Source organism: Shewanella zhuhaiensis (genome assembly GCF_022484835.1).
GTDB lineage: Bacteria > Pseudomonadota > Gammaproteobacteria > Enterobacterales > Shewanellaceae > Shewanella > Shewanella khirikhana.
The window spans coordinates 448,962-465,905 of the sequence record NZ_JAKUDL010000003.1; the positions used below are offsets into that span (position 1 = coordinate 448,962).

General features: G+C 55.0%; 13 protein-coding genes. 12 read left to right on the plus strand and 1 reads right to left on the minus strand.

Features of this window, described 5'->3' with window-relative positions:
- Positions 1-44: 44 nt before the first annotated feature.
- Positions 45-1,352, minus strand: a complete 1,308-nt coding sequence (locus MJ923_RS11635) for an NAD(P)/FAD-dependent oxidoreductase (protein WP_240591226.1) — start codon at positions 1,350-1,352, stop codon at positions 45-47.
- A gap of 299 nt (positions 1,353-1,651) precedes the next feature.
- Here MJ923_RS11635 and MJ923_RS11640 point away from each other — a divergent pair, with 299 nt between their 5' ends.
- The 12 genes from MJ923_RS11640 (at position 1,652) to MJ923_RS11695 (ending at position 16,914) form a co-directional block, all read left to right on the plus strand.
- Positions 1,652-2,200, plus strand: coding sequence for a cupin domain-containing protein (locus tag MJ923_RS11640; protein ID WP_126167856.1), 549 nt, complete (start codon positions 1,652-1,654; stop codon positions 2,198-2,200).
- A 392-nt stretch (positions 2,201-2,592) separates the two neighbouring features.
- Positions 2,593-3,357 (plus strand): gamma-glutamyl-gamma-aminobutyrate hydrolase family protein, encoded by a 765-nt coding sequence (locus MJ923_RS11645; protein WP_126167855.1) that lies wholly within the window; start codon positions 2,593-2,595, stop codon positions 3,355-3,357.
- A gap of 4 nt (positions 3,358-3,361) precedes the next feature.
- Entirely contained in the window at positions 3,362-4,717 is a 1,356-nt protein-coding gene (locus MJ923_RS11650; protein ID WP_126167854.1) for a glutamine synthetase family protein, read from the plus strand.
- Positions 4,718-4,768: 51 nt separating this feature from the next.
- Entirely contained in the window at positions 4,769-6,151 is a 1,383-nt protein-coding gene (locus tag MJ923_RS11655) for an aspartate aminotransferase family protein (protein WP_240591227.1), read from the plus strand.
- A 173-nt stretch (positions 6,152-6,324) separates the two neighbouring features.
- Positions 6,325-7,425 carry a polyamine ABC transporter substrate-binding protein gene (locus tag MJ923_RS11660; protein ID WP_276313068.1) on the plus strand — a complete coding sequence of 367 codons (1,101 nt, stop codon included), beginning with the start codon at positions 6,325-6,327 and terminating at the stop codon, positions 7,423-7,425.
- Between the two features lie 114 nt (positions 7,426-7,539).
- Positions 7,540-8,676: a polyamine ABC transporter ATP-binding protein gene (gene potA / locus MJ923_RS11665; RefSeq protein WP_126167851.1), complete on the plus strand. Its 1,137-nt coding sequence runs from the start codon at positions 7,540-7,542 to the stop codon at positions 8,674-8,676.
- A complete protein-coding gene (locus MJ923_RS11670; RefSeq protein WP_240591228.1) occupies positions 8,673-9,584 on the plus strand; it encodes an ABC transporter permease subunit in 912 nt (303 codons plus the stop codon). The genes potA and MJ923_RS11670 overlap by 4 nt, the downstream gene beginning before the upstream one ends.
- Positions 9,581-10,396 carry an ABC transporter permease subunit gene (locus MJ923_RS11675; RefSeq protein ID WP_126167849.1) on the plus strand — a complete coding sequence of 272 codons (816 nt, stop codon included), beginning with the start codon at positions 9,581-9,583 and terminating at the stop codon, positions 10,394-10,396. Before MJ923_RS11670 ends, MJ923_RS11675 begins: the two co-directional genes overlap by 4 nt.
- 176 nt (positions 10,397-10,572) lie before the next feature.
- Positions 10,573-11,859, plus strand: coding sequence for an NAD(P)/FAD-dependent oxidoreductase (locus tag MJ923_RS11680; RefSeq protein WP_240591229.1), 1,287 nt, complete (start codon positions 10,573-10,575; stop codon positions 11,857-11,859).
- 55 nt (positions 11,860-11,914) lie between these two features.
- Positions 11,915-13,357 (plus strand): NADP-dependent succinate-semialdehyde dehydrogenase, encoded by a 1,443-nt coding sequence (gabD, locus tag MJ923_RS11685; protein ID WP_240591230.1) that lies wholly within the window; start codon positions 11,915-11,917, stop codon positions 13,355-13,357.
- Positions 13,358-13,378: 21 nt separating this feature from the next.
- Positions 13,379-14,656, plus strand: a complete 1,278-nt coding sequence (gabT, locus tag MJ923_RS11690; RefSeq protein ID WP_240591231.1) for a 4-aminobutyrate--2-oxoglutarate transaminase — start codon at positions 13,379-13,381, stop codon at positions 14,654-14,656.
- A gap of 137 nt (positions 14,657-14,793) precedes the next feature.
- Positions 14,794-16,914 carry a methyl-accepting chemotaxis protein gene (locus tag MJ923_RS11695; RefSeq protein ID WP_240591232.1) on the plus strand — a complete coding sequence of 707 codons (2,121 nt, stop codon included), beginning with the start codon at positions 14,794-14,796 and terminating at the stop codon, positions 16,912-16,914.
- Positions 16,915-16,944 lie beyond the last annotated feature (30 nt).

Here is a 16,944-nt window from a genome sequence, read left to right on the forward strand (position 1 = left end):
AATCGGCGGGTTTCTTTTTCATTACGCATTGATATGGCAGCTAATCAGAAGATGTCCATAAAGCGGTGATACAACATGCCAGCTGCCAGCAGCGGTGAGCGCAGCGCCGGACCGCCGGGGAAGGTCATGTGCTTTACCTTGGCAAACACATCAAAGCGCTCTGTATCGCCCGCTATTGCTTCAGCCAGCAAGCGCGCCGCCATATGGGTAGCATTCACGCCGTGGCCGGAATAGGCCTGGGCAAAATAGATGTTGGGCGCATCCGGCAGGGTACCAAGCTGAGGCAGACGGTTGGCGCCAATACCTATCATACCGCCCCATTGATAATCGATACGCACGCCTTTGAGCTGCGGGAAGACCTTCTCGAGATTGGGGCGCAGTGCCGCCTCAATATCGGCAGGATCTTTACCTGAATAGGTACACAGGCCGCCAAACAGCAAGCGACCGTCGCTGGAGAGGCGGAAGTAGTCGAGGGCGATACGCATGTCGGCGAACGACATATTTTTTGGAATGATTTGCTGGCACATCTCCGCTGACAGAGGTTCGGTTGCAAGCAAATAGCTGCCTGCTGGCAGTACCTTACCGCCCACGTATGGCTCAAGCTTGTGACCTATATAGGCATTACCCGCGAGCACCAGTTGGTTGCAGCTGACTTCGCCGCGTTCGGTCAGTACCTTGGGCTTATCGCCCTTGATGATTTTGGTGGCTGCGCTGTATTCAAAAATCTGCACACCCAGTTCGCGGGCCACTCTGGCTTCACCCAGGGCAAGGTTCAATGGATGTAAGTGGCCGCTGCCCATGTCCATCAGCGCGCCCTGATAGCAATCAGAGCCTATCACTTCACCTATGTCGGCCTTCTCCAGCAGCTTGAGTTCGTGGCGATAACCTACCGATTGAAGATGCTCCAGCTCTTCGGCCAACTCCTTCATATGGCGGGGTTTTACCGCTAAATCACAGTAGCCCATGGTCAGGTCGCAGTCGATGTTGTGGGCCGCAACCCGCTCACGCACTATATCCACCGCCTCAAAACCCATCTGGGTGATGGCGTCCACGCCTTCCTGGCCGATATCGTTTTTAAACTGCTCCAGCCCATGACCAATGCCGCGGATAAGCTCACCGCCGTTGCGGCCAGAAGCGCCCCAGCCGACCCGTTTGGCTTCCAACAGGGCTACGCTGAACCCTTTTTGTGCCAGTTCAATGGCCGTATTCAGGCCACTGAATCCACCACCCACAATGCAAACGTCCACCTCCAGAGCACCGTCCAATACAGGATACTGATATATCTCTTTGGCGGTCGCAAAATAGAAGGATTCCGGGTACTTGTCGCTGTGTATGGGTGAATTGTTTGCCATAAGGGCTCCGACACTGGTTTTTATTGTAAATTGGACTTGTCTCTGTATACTCATCACACTTTTTGCGGATTAATTTACAGTGTTCGTTTTATTTAACACGCAATGCCGCTAGAATACAATCTGTATCTGCGCCGTCCTTTTGGAGACGCTTGTGCCTTTAGGTAGCTCAGATACTTGAGTTTGCTTGATAAATTATAGTTTTCGAACATGGGGTTTCTTGGCAGTGCTCAGGTTCGGAATACACAATTTGCACTTTATCTGCTGTGCAGATAACTGAACCTGTTTGGGGGGTGACAAATTTGGATATCGGAGCCAGTCTCAAAGCTGTTCGAAAAATGAAAGGCTTGTCCCAGCGTGAGCTGGCCAAGCGTGCCGGTGTAACCAACAGCACCATCTCAATGATTGAGAAAAACAGTGTGAGCCCTTCTGTCAGCTCGCTGAAAAAAGTGTTGTCAGGCATACCCATGTCGCTGGTTGAGTTCTTCTCGATAGGTGATTCTGCATCGGCAGAACAAAAAATCGTATACCGCGCCAACGAGCTGTTGGATATAGGTACCGGACCACTGGAGTTTAAACTCATTGGACGGGACTATCCCAATCGCGCCATGTCAGTGATGAGCGAAACCTATCCGCCAGGCGCGGATACAGGTGAAGAGATGCTTAAGCACGTGGGCGAAGAAGCGGCGCTGGTCATTTCGGGCAAGTTTGAACTGACTGTCGGCGACGATGTATTTGTCCTCGAAGCAGGCGACAGTTATTACTTCAACAGCGAACTGCCACACAGATTCAGAAATCCCTTCGACGAACCCTGTCAGCTGGTGAGTGCTACTACCCCGGCAAACTTCTGATGTGATTATCCACTGCGGCCCTTACAGGGCCGCAGTCGTTTCTGCCTTTTGTTAATCTTCTCTCTGCCCGCGATTTGGCTGCATTTTAAACGCCAATGTAAATAATTTTAACCAATCTGAGCCCAAAGCCTCGCCACGCCTGAGCCCTGCTGGCCGTCATGCTCCCGCCTCGTATCAGCGTCAATTTGTATCAATATTTTCAACAAATTTAACTACTGCCTATTCTAAGTTTATGAATTTATTTGGTTAAAAATTTGTTGGATTAAAAGTGGTTCGAACAGGGGGAAGGGCTATTGCCTCGTTCAATATTTCGGTGTACTGTGTGAAAAAATGAACGCCATGTTTGAGGGCGATCACAAAACTCAAACATTGACCCACATGCAAGGTGAAGTATGTCTGACGCCACGATACCCGTGATTGGTGTCTCTGCCTGCAATGCCCCACTGGGATTGCAAACTTTTAATATCGTAGGAGAAAAGTATTTATTGGGTGTGATCAACGGGACAGGCGGTTGGCCTCTGATCATTCCCTCCGTCGGTGAAGGTATACCGATGTCGGTGATACTGGAACGCCTGGACGGCATTCTTTTTACCGGTTCGCCCTCCAATGTAGAGCCCCATCATTATGCGGGGACTGCGAGCGAGCCGGGTACTCACCACGATCCTCGTCGTGACGCCACCACACTGCCACTGATCAGAGCGGCGATTGCCGCCGGTGTGCCAGTGCTGGGAATTTGTCGCGGCTTTCAGGAAATGAATGTGGCCTTCGGTGGCAGCCTGTATCAAAAGCTCCACGAAACAGGCAAATACATGGAGCACAGGGAAGACAAACAAGCACCGCTGGAGGTGCAGTATGGTCTGGCCCATACGGTTACCCTGGAGCCCGGGGGGGTGATTTTTGAAGCCTGGGGCCGCAGCTCGGCGGAAGTTAATTCCGTCCACACTCAAGGCGTTGAGCGCCTTGGAAACGGGTTGCGGCCAGAAGCGTATGCTCCGGATGGCTTGATTGAAGCCTTTTCCGTAAAAGAAGCCACAAATTTCGCCCTTGGCGTGCAGTTTCACCCTGAATGGAAGGTAGCCGACAATGCATTTTATCTGTCGATTTTCAAAGCCTTCGGTGATGCGTGCCGACGCAGGGCCCAAGACCGAGTGAGATAACAAGATGGAAAAGCTAATCGCGTTTTTGAAAGAAAAGAAAATTACCGAGGTGGAATGCGTCATCAGTGATATGACAGGCATTGCCCGTGGCAAAATCGCCCCGGTAGACAAGTTTATTGCCGAGCAGGGCATGCGTCTGCCAGAAAGCGTGCTGCTGCAGACAGTGACCGGCGACTATGTTGATGACGACACCTACTATGAGCTGCTGAACGAAGCGGACGTCGACTTTCTGTGTGTACCCGATGAAAACGCCGTGTTCGAGTTGCCCTGGTGTGTGGAAGCTACCGCTCAGGTGATCCACGACGTGTACGACCGCATGGGAAATCCCATCGAGCTGTCGCCACGTAACGTGCTGAAGAAAGTGCTTAAGCTTTATGAGGACAAGGGTTGGGAGCCTGTGATTGCCCCCGAGATGGAATTCTATCTGGTGGCGCGCAACGGGGATCCTGATCTGCCGCTGAATCCGCCGCTGGGACGTTCCGGCCTTCCTGAAGCAGGTCGTCAGTCGTTCTCTATCGATGCTGCCAACGAATACGACCCGCTGTTTGAAGACATGTATGAGTGGTGTGAAGCCCAGGGCCTGTTTATCGACACCCTGATCCACGAAGACGGCCCGGCGCAGATGGAAATCAACTTCAGCCACGGCAATGCGCTGTCGCTGGCCGACCAGGTGTTTGTGTTTAAGCGTACCCTGCGTGAAGCGGCGCTCAAGCACAACGTGTGTGCCACCTTTATGGCCAAGCCGGTGACCAACGAGCCAGGCAGCGCCATGCACATTCACCAGAGCGTAGTGGATAAAAAGACCGGCAAGAACATTTTCACCAAAGAAGATGGCACCAAGAGCGCCAACTTCCTCGGTTTCATCGCTGGTCTGCAGCGCTACATTCCCGAGTTTCTGCCATTGATGGCGCCCAGCGTGAACTCGTTCCGCCGCTTCCTGCCCGGTACTTCTGCGCCGGTAAACCTGGAGTGGGGCGAAGAGAATCGCACCTGTGGTCTGCGCATTCCTGAATCATCGCCGCAGAACCGCCGCATCGAAAACCGTATTCCAGGCGCCGATGCCAACTGTTATCTGGCCATTGCCGCGAGCTTGCTGGCCGGTTACATCGGTATGGTGGAAGGCCTTAAGCCAACCAATCCAGCCCTTGGCCGCGCTAACGAGAGCCGTACTGCTGAAGCCAACCACCTGCCACTGACTTTGGAAGAGGCACTGGTGGCGCTGGGTGAGAGCGATGCAGCACGTAAATATCTGGGTGATGCCTTCACCACCGGCTTTGTGGCGGTGAAGCAGGCGGAACTGGAAAACTTCAGGCGCGTGGTCAGTGCCTGGGAGCGTGAATTCCTGCTGTTGACGGTATAACAAGCACAACGAGCCGGGGCTTGCCCCGGCACTGAAAGGGGAAGGGCGAAGATGCAACAACAAAAGCAACATCACATCGGCGCACTGCAGGAGATGGATGCCAACCATCATCTGCATCCATTCACTGACACAGCCGATTTGGCGCAGCGTGGCACCCGCATTATCGAGCGTGCCGATGGTGTCTATATCTGGGATGCCGAAGGCAACAAACTGCTCGACGGTATGGCCGGTCTCTGGTGCGTGAATGTGGGCTATGGCCGTGAAAGCATTGCCAAAGCTGCCTTTACCCAGCTCAAAACCCTTCCTTTTTACAACAACTTCTTTCAGTGCACCCATGAGCCGGCCATCAAGCTGGCGGCCAGGATTGCCGATCTGGCACCTGGGCACATGAACCGGGTGTTCTTTACCGGCTCGGGCTCCGAGGCCAACGACACCAATCTGCGGATGGTGCGCCGTTATTGGGATCTGAAAGGCAAGCCCGGCAAGAAAACCATCATCAGCCGCAAAAATGCCTACCACGGCTCCACCGTGGCCGGTGCCAGTCTTGGCGGCATGGGCTTTATGCATCAGCAGGGCGACCTGCCCATTCCCGGCATAGTGCATATCGACCAGCCTTACTGGTTTGGCGAAGGCCGTGATATGTCTCCCGAGGATTTCGGCATCAAAACGGCCCGGGCGCTGGAAGCCAAAATCCTGGAGCTTGGCGAAGACAAGGTCGCAGCCTTTATTGCCGAGCCATTCCAGGGGGCCGGTGGCGTAATTATTCCGCCAGCGAGCTACTGGAATGAAATAAAAAGCATTTTGGCAAAGTACGATATTCTGTTTATTCTGGACGAAGTGATCAGCGGATTTGGCCGAACCGGTAACTGGTTCGCGGCGCAAACGCTGGATCTCAAACCCGATTTAATCACCATCGCCAAAGGCATGACCTCAGGGTATATCCCCATGGGCGGGGTGATTGTGTCCGATCGGGTGGCCGATGTGCTCGTCACAGAGGGCGGTGAATTTGCCCACGGCTTTACCTACTCGGGCCACCCGGTTGCCGCCGCGGCGGCGCTGGAAAATATCCGCATTCTCGAAGAAGAAGGCTTGGTGGATAAAGTGAGACAGGATACCGGCCCCTACCTGCAGGACAAGCTGCAGACACTGGCGGCTCATCCTTTAGTGGGCGAAGTGCGCGGTATGGGCATGGTGGCGGCTATCGAACTGGTGGCAGATAAGGACACCCTGGCCAGATTCGAGAATGAAATCGGTGCCGGAATGCTGTGCCGTGAGGCCTGTATCGCAAGCGGTTTAGTGATGCGCGCTGTGGGTGACACCATGATTATTTCGCCGCCACTTTGCATCAGCCGCGATGAGATTGACGAACTGATTTTTAAAGCAAGTCAGGCACTTTCACTGACGCTTGAGAAGATTGCAGCTCAGGGTAACTGAGTGCATATTAAAAGCCTGCCAATGAGGTAAAAGAGGTACTGGGCAGCAGCAACTGCCGATGCAGTTTTTCAGGTTGTAGCATTGGTCCTAACAATAAAACTAAAGCCGGCCGCGCCGGCGACACAATCAGAGTAATTGGCTTTCAATTACGGCTACCTGCAAAAGGAGATAGCATGAAGTTATTACAAAAAATGACCGCTCTGGCATTGGCGACCGCCGGTATTATGGGCAGCGCTGCGGTATCGGCCGAAGAAGTGGTTCGGGTGTACAACTGGTCTGATTATATTGCCGAAGACACCCTGGAAAACTTCCAGAAAGAAACTGGCATTCGGGTGATCTACGACGTGTTTGACACCAACGAAGTGCTGGAAGCCAAGTTGCTCTCCGGTCGCAGTGGTTATGATCTGGTGGTGCCTTCTGCGCACTTCCTGGCCAAGCAGATCAAAGCCGGCGCCTTTATGAAGCTGGATAAGTCCAAGCTGCCAAATGAGAAGTACCTCAACCAGAACCTGATGACCCAGCTGCAAAAGAGCGACCCGGGTAACGAGCACGCCGTGCCTTACCTGTGGGGCACCACCGGCATCGGTTTTAACGTAGCCAAGGTAAAAGAAGTGCTGGGCGAGGATGCGCCAGTGGATTCATGGGAACTGATTTTCAACCCAGCCAACGCCGAGAAATTGGCTAAGTGCGGTATCGCAGTGCTGGATTCACCTGATGAAATTCTGCCACCTGCGCTGAACTACCTGGGTCTGAACCCTAACAGCACCGACCCAGCCGACTATGAAAAAGCCGGTGAAGTTCTGCTGAAAATTCGTCCATATCTGAAGTATTTCCACTCTTCACGCTACATCTCAGATCTCGCCAACGGCGAAATCTGTGCTGCTATCGGTTGGTCCGGTGACGTGCTGCAGGCTCAGGCCCGCGCCGAAGAAGCCGGTAACGGTCAGGAAGTGGATTACCGCATCCCTAAAGAAGGTGCACCACTGTGGTTCGACATGATGGCTATTCCAGCCGATGCCGCCAACCCAGGCAATGCGCACGCCTTCATCAACTACCTGATGCGTCCTGAAGTGATTGCTTCCATCAGTAACTACGTGGCTTATGCCAACGCCAATGATGGTTCAACCCCTATGCTGGACGAAGAAGTGGCCAAGAACCCCGCTGTGTACCCATCAGAAGAAACACTCGCCAAGCTGTACCTGGGTGAAGTGCGTCCAATGAAGACCCAGCGTGCCATGACCCGCATCTGGACCAAGATCAAGTCTGGTCAGTAATCGACATTTGGGGCAGCGGATGGCTGCCCCACCTTTGACTCTATATTGCACAAGTAAACCGAGTTCCAGAAGGCCGGAGGCTCGTTCTGGCGCAGTTTGGAATGGAGAAGTATTATGGCTATGACCTCGGGCGTCACCAACAAACCAACGACAAAGACGCAGGAAGAAGTGCTGCTCAAAATTGAGCGGGTAAGCAAGCTGTTTGACGATGTTCGCGCCGTAGATGACGTGTCGCTGACCATCAATAAAGGGGAGATTTTTGCATTGCTCGGCGGCTCAGGCTCGGGCAAATCCACCCTGCTGCGGATGCTGGCAGGCTTTGAAAGACCCACCGAAGGACGCATTTTCCTCGACGGTCAGGACATTACCGACCTGCCGCCCTACGAGCGTCCGATCAACATGATGTTCCAGTCTTATGCGCTGTTCCCTCACATGACTGTGGAGCAGAACATTGCCTTTGGTCTGAAGCAGGACAAACTGCCAAAGGACGAAATTGCCCAGCGGGTGCAGGAAATGCTCAAGATTGTGCATATGGAGCAATATGCCAAGCGTAAGCCACACCAGCTTTCCGGTGGTCAGCGTCAGCGTGTGGCTTTGGCCCGTTCGCTTGCCAAGCGCCCCAAACTGCTGCTGCTCGATGAGCCGATGGGCGCGCTGGATAAGAAACTGCGCACCCAGATGCAGCTCGAAGTGGTTGAAATTCTTGAGCGTGTAGGCGTGACCTGTGTGATGGTTACCCACGATCAGGAAGAAGCCATGACCATGGCTGGCCGTATCGCCATCATGAGTGATGGCTGGATTGCCCAGGTAGGCAGCCCCATGGACATCTATGAGAGCCCCAACAGCCGCATGATTGCCGAATTTATCGGTACCGTGAATCTGTTTGATTGTGAAATCATCGAGGATGAGGCCGACCACGCGATTCTGCAATCGCCCACCTTGCCGCAGCCTTTCCTGATTGGACACGGTGTAACCACCAGTCTTGAAGACAAGCATGTGTGGCTGGCGGTGCGCCCCGAGAAGACCCACATCAGCCGCGAGCAGCCTGAAGGTCAGTACAACTGGGCCAAGGGCAAGGTACATGACATTGCCTACCTCGGCGGTCTGTCGGTGTATTACATCAAGCTGGAAGACGGCAAAATCATCCAGTGCTCCATGACCAACACCGAGCGCCGTGCGGATCATCCCACCTGGGAAGATGAAGTCTACATCAGCTGGGAGGCCACCAGTGGCGTGGTATTGAGATCATGAGCAAACGAAAGAAAGGTTTTCGCTTTGCCATTCGTGGCAGGCACTTTACCCTCGGCTTTCCCTTCCTGTGGCTGACTCTGTTCTTTGCACTGCCATTTGCGATTGTGCTCAAGATCAGTTTCTCCACCGCGGCGATCGCCATTCCGCCCTACGAGCCTACGTTCACCTACGTGGATCAACTGCTGAATGTGGCCTTGAACCTCGGCAACTATTTGTTGCTATTGGACGATTCGCTCTATTACACGGCCTATCTTGGATCGCTCAAGATGGCGGTTGTGGCAACCCTCGGCTGTTTGCTGCTGGGCTACCCCATGGCCTATGCCATCGCCCGGGCGCCGGTGAAGATGCAGACGGTATTGCTGCTGCTTATCATGCTGCCGTCCTGGACCTCGTTCCTTATCCGTGTGTACGCCTGGATGGGCTTGCTGGCTGACACCGGCCTTATCAACAATGTGTTGATGTGGCTTGGGGTGATTAGCGAACCGCTGAAGATAATGAACACCAACATCGCAGTATACATAGGCCTTATCTACGCCTACCTGCCGTTTATGGTGCTGCCGCTGTACGCCAACCTGGTGAAGATGGACGTGAGCCTGCTGGAAGCTGCGGCGGATCTCGGTTCCCGAAGCATTAACACCTTCTGGCAGATCACCTTGCCACTGTCCAAGGGCGGTGTGATTGCCGGCTCTATGCTGGTGTTTATTCCGTCGGTGGGTGAGTTCGTTATCCCTGAGCTGCTCGGTGGTCCGGACTCGCTGATGATAGGTAAGGTATTGTGGCAGGAGTTCTTCAACAACCGTGACTGGCCGGTCGCCTCGGCGCTGGCGATAGTGATGCTGGGACTTTTGATTATCCCCATTACCCTGTTCCATCATTATCAGGCCCGTGATTTGGAGAAAGAGGCATGAAAAAGCTGAGTTTTTCTACCGTGATGTTGTGGTTGGGGCTCATCTTCCTTTATGCCCCTATGTTTATCCTGATTTTCTACTCCTTCAACGCGTCCAAACTGGTGACCGTATGGGGCGGATTTTCGGCCAAATGGTATGTGGAGCTGTTTAAGGATCAGCAAATTCTCGATGCGGTCTGGACCAGCCTTGAGATTGCCTTCCTGTCGGCTTCCATGGCGGTGGTGCTGGGCACCATGGCGGCCTTCGTGATGACACGTTTTCGCCGCAGCTGGGCCAAGTTGTCGCTGTCGAACATGATCACAGCGCCACTGGTTATGCCAGAGGTGATCACAGGTCTGTCGCTGCTGCTGTTGTTTGTGCACATGGCCGACCTTATCGGCTGGCCTGCCGAGCGTGGCAGACTCACCATTTGGCTGGCGCACTCCACCTTCTGTGCCGCCTACGTGGCCGTGGTGGTGTCGTCCCGTTTGCGTGAACTGGACATGTCGATTGAGGAAGCGGCAATGGATTTGGGGGCTACGCCGCTCAAGACCTTCTTCCTGATCACTGTGCCCATGATTGCGCCGGCGCTGACCGCGGGCTGGCTGCTGTCTTTCAGCCTGTCACTGGACGATCTGGTTATCGCAAGCTTCGCCTCTGGCCCTGGTGCGACCACGTTGCCGATGGTGGTGTTCTCCTCGGTGCGTTTGGGGGTATCGCCCAAGATCAACGCCCTGGCGACGTTAATCATCCTCGCGGTATCGCTGATGGCTTTCCTGTCCTGGTACTTTGCTCGCCGGGCCGAGAAGAAGGCCAAGGCCGCCATGGAATAGTGCCTGGTGGCGCTTGGATTAACCTGCAAACGGTCGCTTCGGCGGCCGTTTTTGTTTGTTTAATATATTCAACAAATATGCAAAATATTCGGCAAATACGGCTAGAGTTTCCCTTGTCGAAGGTGTAGGATGGTTCCGTTGTTTAAAATAATGAACATAAGAAAGAAGGAAGCATCATGTCTGCTACACCTCATACCGAGTCCTACTATGCCGCTTCCGCCAATGACACCCGCATTCGTCCTCGTCTTGAGGAGCATCTTGAAACCGACGTGTGTGTTATAGGCGCAGGCTATACGGGTCTGTCCTCGGCATTGCATTTGCTTGAAAGTGGTTTCAAGGTCGTGGTTTTGGAGGCCGCCCGAATTGGTTGGGGCGCCTCGGGTCGCAATGGCGGCCAAATCGTTAACAGCTATAGCCGAGACATTGATGTCATTGAAAAAACCGTTGGCAAGGAAAAGGCCAAGCTGTTCGGTGAAATGGCATTTGAAGGCGGTCGTATCATTCGCGAGCGCATCGAAAAATACAATATCGACTGCGATCTGAAAAACGGCGGCGTATTTGCCGCACTCAACCAAAAGCAGATGGGTCACCTCAAGGCGCAAAAGGCGCTGTGGGAAGCTCACGGCCACACTGAGCAGCTGGAAATCCTCGACGAAGCCGGTATTCGTAATGTGGTAAATACTGAGCGCTACGTCGGCGGTATGCTGGACAAGAGCGGCGGTCACATTCATCCGCTGAATCTGGCCCTCGGTGAAGCCCGCGCGGTCGAAAGTCTCGGCGGTAAAATCTTTGAAGACTCGGCTGTGCTGGATGTGGTCGAAGGTGAGCCTGCTGTTGTTAAAACCGAGTTCGGTCAGGTAAAGGCCCGTTTTGTGGTGGTGGCCGGTAACGCTTATCTTGGCAAACTGATGCCTGAGCTGATGGCCAAGTCCATGCCCTGTGGCACCCAGGTGATCACCACAGAACCCCTGAGCGATGAGATGGCAAAGAGCCTGCTGCCACAGGATTACTGCGTTGAAGACTGTAACTACCTGCTGGACTATTTCCGTCTCTCCGGCGACAAGCGTCTGATTTACGGTGGCGGCGTGGTGTACGGCGCCCGCGATCCGGACAACATCAAGTCCATCATTCTGCCGAAAATGCTGGAGACTTTCCCGCAGCTTAAAGGTGTGCGTATTGACTACACCTGGACAGGTAACTTCCTGCTGACCCTGTCGCGTCTGCCTCAGGTGGGCCGTATTGGCAAGAACATCTATTACTCCCAGGGCTGCAGTGGCCACGGTGTAACCTACACCCATCTGGCGGGCAAACTCATTGCCGAGGTGCTTAATGGTCAGGCTACCCGCTTCGATGTCTTTGCTGAACTGCCCCATTATCCGTTCCCAGGTGGCCACGCGCTGCGGGTGCCATTCAGTGCCATCGGTGCCTGGTATTACACCATGCGTGACAAGCTTGGCATTTAACAGCGTTTTCGGCGTAAGTGCCCAGTAACAGATATCAAGTAACAAGGAGTCAGCTGTGCAGCTCAAACGTCCTTCACTATTGAAAACAAAGTGTTATATCAACGGCGAGTGGCGCGATGCCCTGTCCGGTGAGACAGTGACCATTGCCAATCCGGCCACCAATGAGGCCATAGCTTCTGTGCCGGTGATGGGCCGTGATGAAACCCGCGAGGCCATCGCTGCCGCCGAAGCGGCGCTGCCAGCCTGGCGTGCGCTTACCGCCAAGGAACGTGGCGCCAAATTGCGCCGTTGGTTTGAGCTTATGCTGGAAAACGCCGACGATTTGGCGTTGATGATGACCACAGAGCAGGGCAAGCCGCTTGCCGAGGCCAAGGGCGAGGTGGTGTATGCCGCCTCCTTTATCGAGTGGTTTGCCGAAGAGGCCAAGCGTCTTTACGGCGATACCATCCCGGGTCACCAAGGCGACAAGCGCATCATGGTGATTAAGCAGGGCGTGGGTGTGACTGCGGCCATTACGCCGTGGAACTTCCCGGCGGCGATGATAACCCGTAAGGCCGGCCCTGCGCTGGCTGCGGGGTGCACCATGATAGTAAAACCTGCGCCTCAGACGCCTTTCACCGCGCTGGCGCTGGCCGAGCTTGCCGAAGAAGCGGGTATGCCACCTGGCGTATTCAGCGTGGTTACCGGCGATGCGGTGGCCATTGGCAACGAGCTTTGCGAAAACCCCGTGGTGCGCAAACTGTCGTTCACCGGTTCCACCGGTGTCGGCATTAAGCTGATGCAACAGTGTGCACCAACCTTGAAGAAAGTCTCGCTGGAGCTCGGCGGCAACGCACCCTTTATCGTGTTTAACGATGCGGATCTGGATGCAGCCGTTGAAGGCGCCATGATTTCCAAATACCGCAACGCCGGTCAAACCTGCGTCTGTGCCAACCGTCTCTATGTGCAGGACGGTGTGTATGATGCCTTCGCCCAAAAGCTAGCCGCTGCCGTGGCCAAGCTCAAGGTGGGCAATGGCGCCGAACCCGGCGTGACCACAGGCCCGCTTATCAACGCAGCCGCACTTGAGAAGGTGCAGAGCCATCTGCAGGATGCGCTGGATAAGGGCGCGACCCTGGTTGCCGGCGGTAAGCCGCTGGGTGGCAACTTTATGGAACCTGCAATTGTGACCAACGTGGATGCCAGCATGAAGGTGGCCCGTGAGGAAACCTTCGGCCCACTGGCACCGCTGTTCCGCTTCAGCGATGTGGATGATGTGATTCGTCAGGCCAACGATACCGAGTTTGGCCTTGCAGCTTACTTCTACGGCCGTGACATCTCCCTTATCTGGAAGGTGGCCGAGGCGCTGGAATACGGCATGGTGGGCGTGAACACCGGGCTTATTTCCACCGAAGTGGCCCCTTTTGGCGGCATGAAATCATCGGGTCTGGGCCGTGAAGGCTCCAAGTACGGCATCGATGAGTATGTAGAAATCAAATATATCTGTCTGTCGGTGTGACCGGCGAAACAGGAGTACCCTATGAGCTTGACCAATGATTCATTGATGGTTCGTCGCCGCGCTGCTGTAGCCGGTGGCGTTGGCCAAATCCACCCTGTGTTTACCGAGCGCGCCGAAAACGCCACCGTGTGGGACGTGGAAGGCCGCGAGTACATCGACTTTGCCGGCGGCATTGCGGTGCTGAACACCGGCCACTTGCATCCCAAAGTGAAGGCCGCCGTGGCCGAGCAGCTGGAGAAGTTTTCTCACACTTGTTTTATGGTGCTGGGCTATGAAAGCTATGTGGCCGTGTGTGAAAAGCTGAACCAGTTGGTGCCCGGCGACTTTGCCAAGAAGTCGGCGCTGTTTACCAGTGGCTCTGAAGCGGTGGAAAACGCCATCAAGGTAGCCCGCGCCTACACCAAGCGTGCCGGTGTAATTGCCTTTACCTCGGGCTACCATGGCCGCACCATGGCGGCGCTGGCGCTGACCGGTAAAGTGGCGCCTTACAGCAAGGGCATGGGGCTGATGCAGGCAAACGTGTTTCGCGCCGAGTTCCCCTGCGCGCTGCACGGGGTGAGCGAAGATGACGCCATGGCCTCCATCGAGCGTATTTTCAAGAACGACGCCGAGCCAAGCGATATTGCCGCCATTATCCTCGAGCCAGTGCAGGGCGAGGGCGGTTTCTACGCTGCGACCCCAAGCTTGATGAAGCGCCTGCGCGAGCTCTGTGACCGCGAAGGCATTATGTTGATTGCCGATGAAGTGCAAACCGGCGCTGGCCGTACCGGCACTTTCTTTGCCATGGAGCAAATGGGCGTAGCGCCGGACATCACCACCTTCGCCAAGTCGATTGCCGGTGGCTTCCCGCTCTCGGGTATTACCGGCCGCGCTGAGGTGATGGATGCCATTGGCCCCGGCGGCCTTGGCGGCACCTACGGTGGTAGTCCGCTGGCCTGCGCCGCAGCGCTGGCTGTGATTGAAGTGTTTGAAGAAGAAAAACTGCTGGAGCGCTCAAACGCCATCGGCAAGACCATCAAGTCTGCCATTGGTGAGCTGGCCAGCCGTTATCCGCAAATCGCCGAGGTGCGTGGTCTGGGTTCCATGATAGCTATTGAGCTGATGGAAAACGGCAAGCCTGCCCCTGAGTATTGCCCGCAGGTGCTCACCGAGGCCCGTAATCGCGGCCTTATCCTGCTGTCATGCGGTACCTACGGTAACGTGCTGCGGATTTTGGTGCCCATCACGGCGCCGGATGAGCAAATCCAGCGCGGGCTTGAGATCATGGCTGAGTGTTTCGAGGCCGTACTCGGCAAATAATCTCAGCAACAAAGGCGGCCCATCAGGGGCCGCTTTTTTGTTGGATTAAATGATGTTATTGCGCAAGGTGTTACAGGGCAGGGAAGCTCATACCGACTATACTCAGACATGCCTTTTTTGGATTTTTGGGGAAAACCATGAAAAGACTTCCTTTGCGTCAGAAGCTGCTTTGGATGACCTCGGCACTGTTTCTGGCCACAGTGGCGATTATGTCCGTCAGCCTCTGGACCACATTGTCTGCCGATACCGAGGCGCTTGCCAGTGAGGTCGATGATGCCCTCAATGATGAAATTCGTGCCAAGCTGACTGCCAGTGCCGGTCGATACGGCGAAAAGGTGGCTGCATTTATCAACGAGGCCTACCGTATTCCCTATTCGTTTTCTGCGATGATGGAAGACAGTGCCCTGAATCAGGGGATGAGCCGCGAAGCAGTGCAGTCGGCAGTGGGCGCCATTTTGCAAAAAAACCAGCAGATATCGTCCATGTATTCCCAGTTCGAGCCCAACGGCTTTGATGGCCGCGACAGCGAGTTTACCGCGTCCGGACTGATGCACTCGGTGGCCGAGGTAGGCACCCTCGAAGTGTATTTTTATCGCAACGACGATGGCAGCATCACTCAGCAGCAAGTGGATGATGCCAGTGAAAAATACGTCGATACTCTCAATGAATTCGGTCTGCGCGAGGCCGAGTGGTACCTGTGTGCCAAAGACAGCGGCAAGCCCTGCCTGATGGAGCCCTACTTATACGAAATCGAACCCGGCAACAATATGCTGATGACGTCGCTCACAGTGCCGATAATGCGCGGCGGCCGTTTCCAGGGCGTGGTTGGGGTTGATTTGAACCTGCCGGTATTTCAAAAGCTGATTGAGGAGCTCTCGGCCAGCCTCTATCAGGGCAAGGCCAAGGTGACTTTGCTGTCCGGTAAAGGGCTGGTTGTGGCGGCGAGCCACTATGACAAAAAAGCGCGGCCACTGGCTGAATCCATCGACAGTGGCCTGTCACAGCAGATCCTGGCGCTTGGCAAGGGAAGTGGTTACTTACTGAATGACACCAGTCTGATAGTGGGTTACCCCATTGAGATCCCACTGTCGGGCAGTCAGTGGCTGCTCAGCATTGAGGTGCCCCGCGAGATTGCTTTTGCCAGTGCCGACAAGGTGCACGACAGCATGGAGGCCATGGCATCGGGCATGGGCCGCTTCGTGTTGCTGCTGGGTATTGCGGTGGCGGCAGTGGCTGTGGTGCTGATAGCCCTGTTTATCCGCAGCATTGTGGCGCCTATTCAGCAAATTCAACAGCGGGTAAGCCAGCTTGCCAGCGCCGAAGGGGACCTGACCCAGACGCTGAAAGTGGAGGAGCATGCTGAGCTGATTGCCCTTGGCGATGGCTTTAACGCCTTTATCGGCAAGCTTCACGGGCTTATCAGTGACCTTAAGTCGGTAGCCACTGAATCGCGCCATGAGAGTGAGGCCACCGCACGTATTGCCGACGAAACCAAGCAAAGCGTAAACCGTCAGTACAGCGAAATCGAAAGCGTGGTCACTGCGGTAAACGAGATGAGCCACACCGCCCATGAGGTGGCCAAGGCGTCTGAGCAAACTGCGTCTGAGTCGTCGGCAATGGCATCGCAGGTGAAGCAGAGTCAGGATAGCCTCACCGAAGCGGTGAAACTGGTTTCCACCATGGCCAATGAGTCTCAGCAGGCGAAAATTGCCGTGGGCAAGGTGGCCGACAGCAGCACCAATATCAGTAAGATTTTGGAAGTGATCAGTGCCATTGCGGCGCAAACCAACCTGCTGGCGCTTAACGCGGCTATCGAAGCGGCCCGCGCCGGGGAGCAGGGCAGGGGCTTTGCGGTGGTTGCCGATGAGGTTCGTTCGCTGGCATCCAAAACCCAGGCTTCAACTGATGACATTGGTCGCTTAATTGATGCGCTGCAACAAGAGGTCAGCGGCGCCACCAACATTATCGACAATGGGGTGGAGCTGGCCGAGCAGGCAACAGCGCAAACCGAACGGGCATTTGAAGCGCTGTCATCCATGGTGGAGCGGATTAATGAAATCTCCAATCAGGTGACCCAAATTGCCACCGCAGCCGAAGAGCAAAGCTCGGTCACCGAAGAGGTCAGCCGCAACATCACCGGCATTTCTGACTCGGCAGCCGAGCTGATGCAGCTTGCCGAACGCGCCCGTGAAAGCAGTGAGAGCCTGGCCAAACTGGTGGGTCGCCAGGATAGTGAACTGGCCAAACTTCGTACCTGAGGTCATTCAGTACAAAAAAGGCAGCCCGGA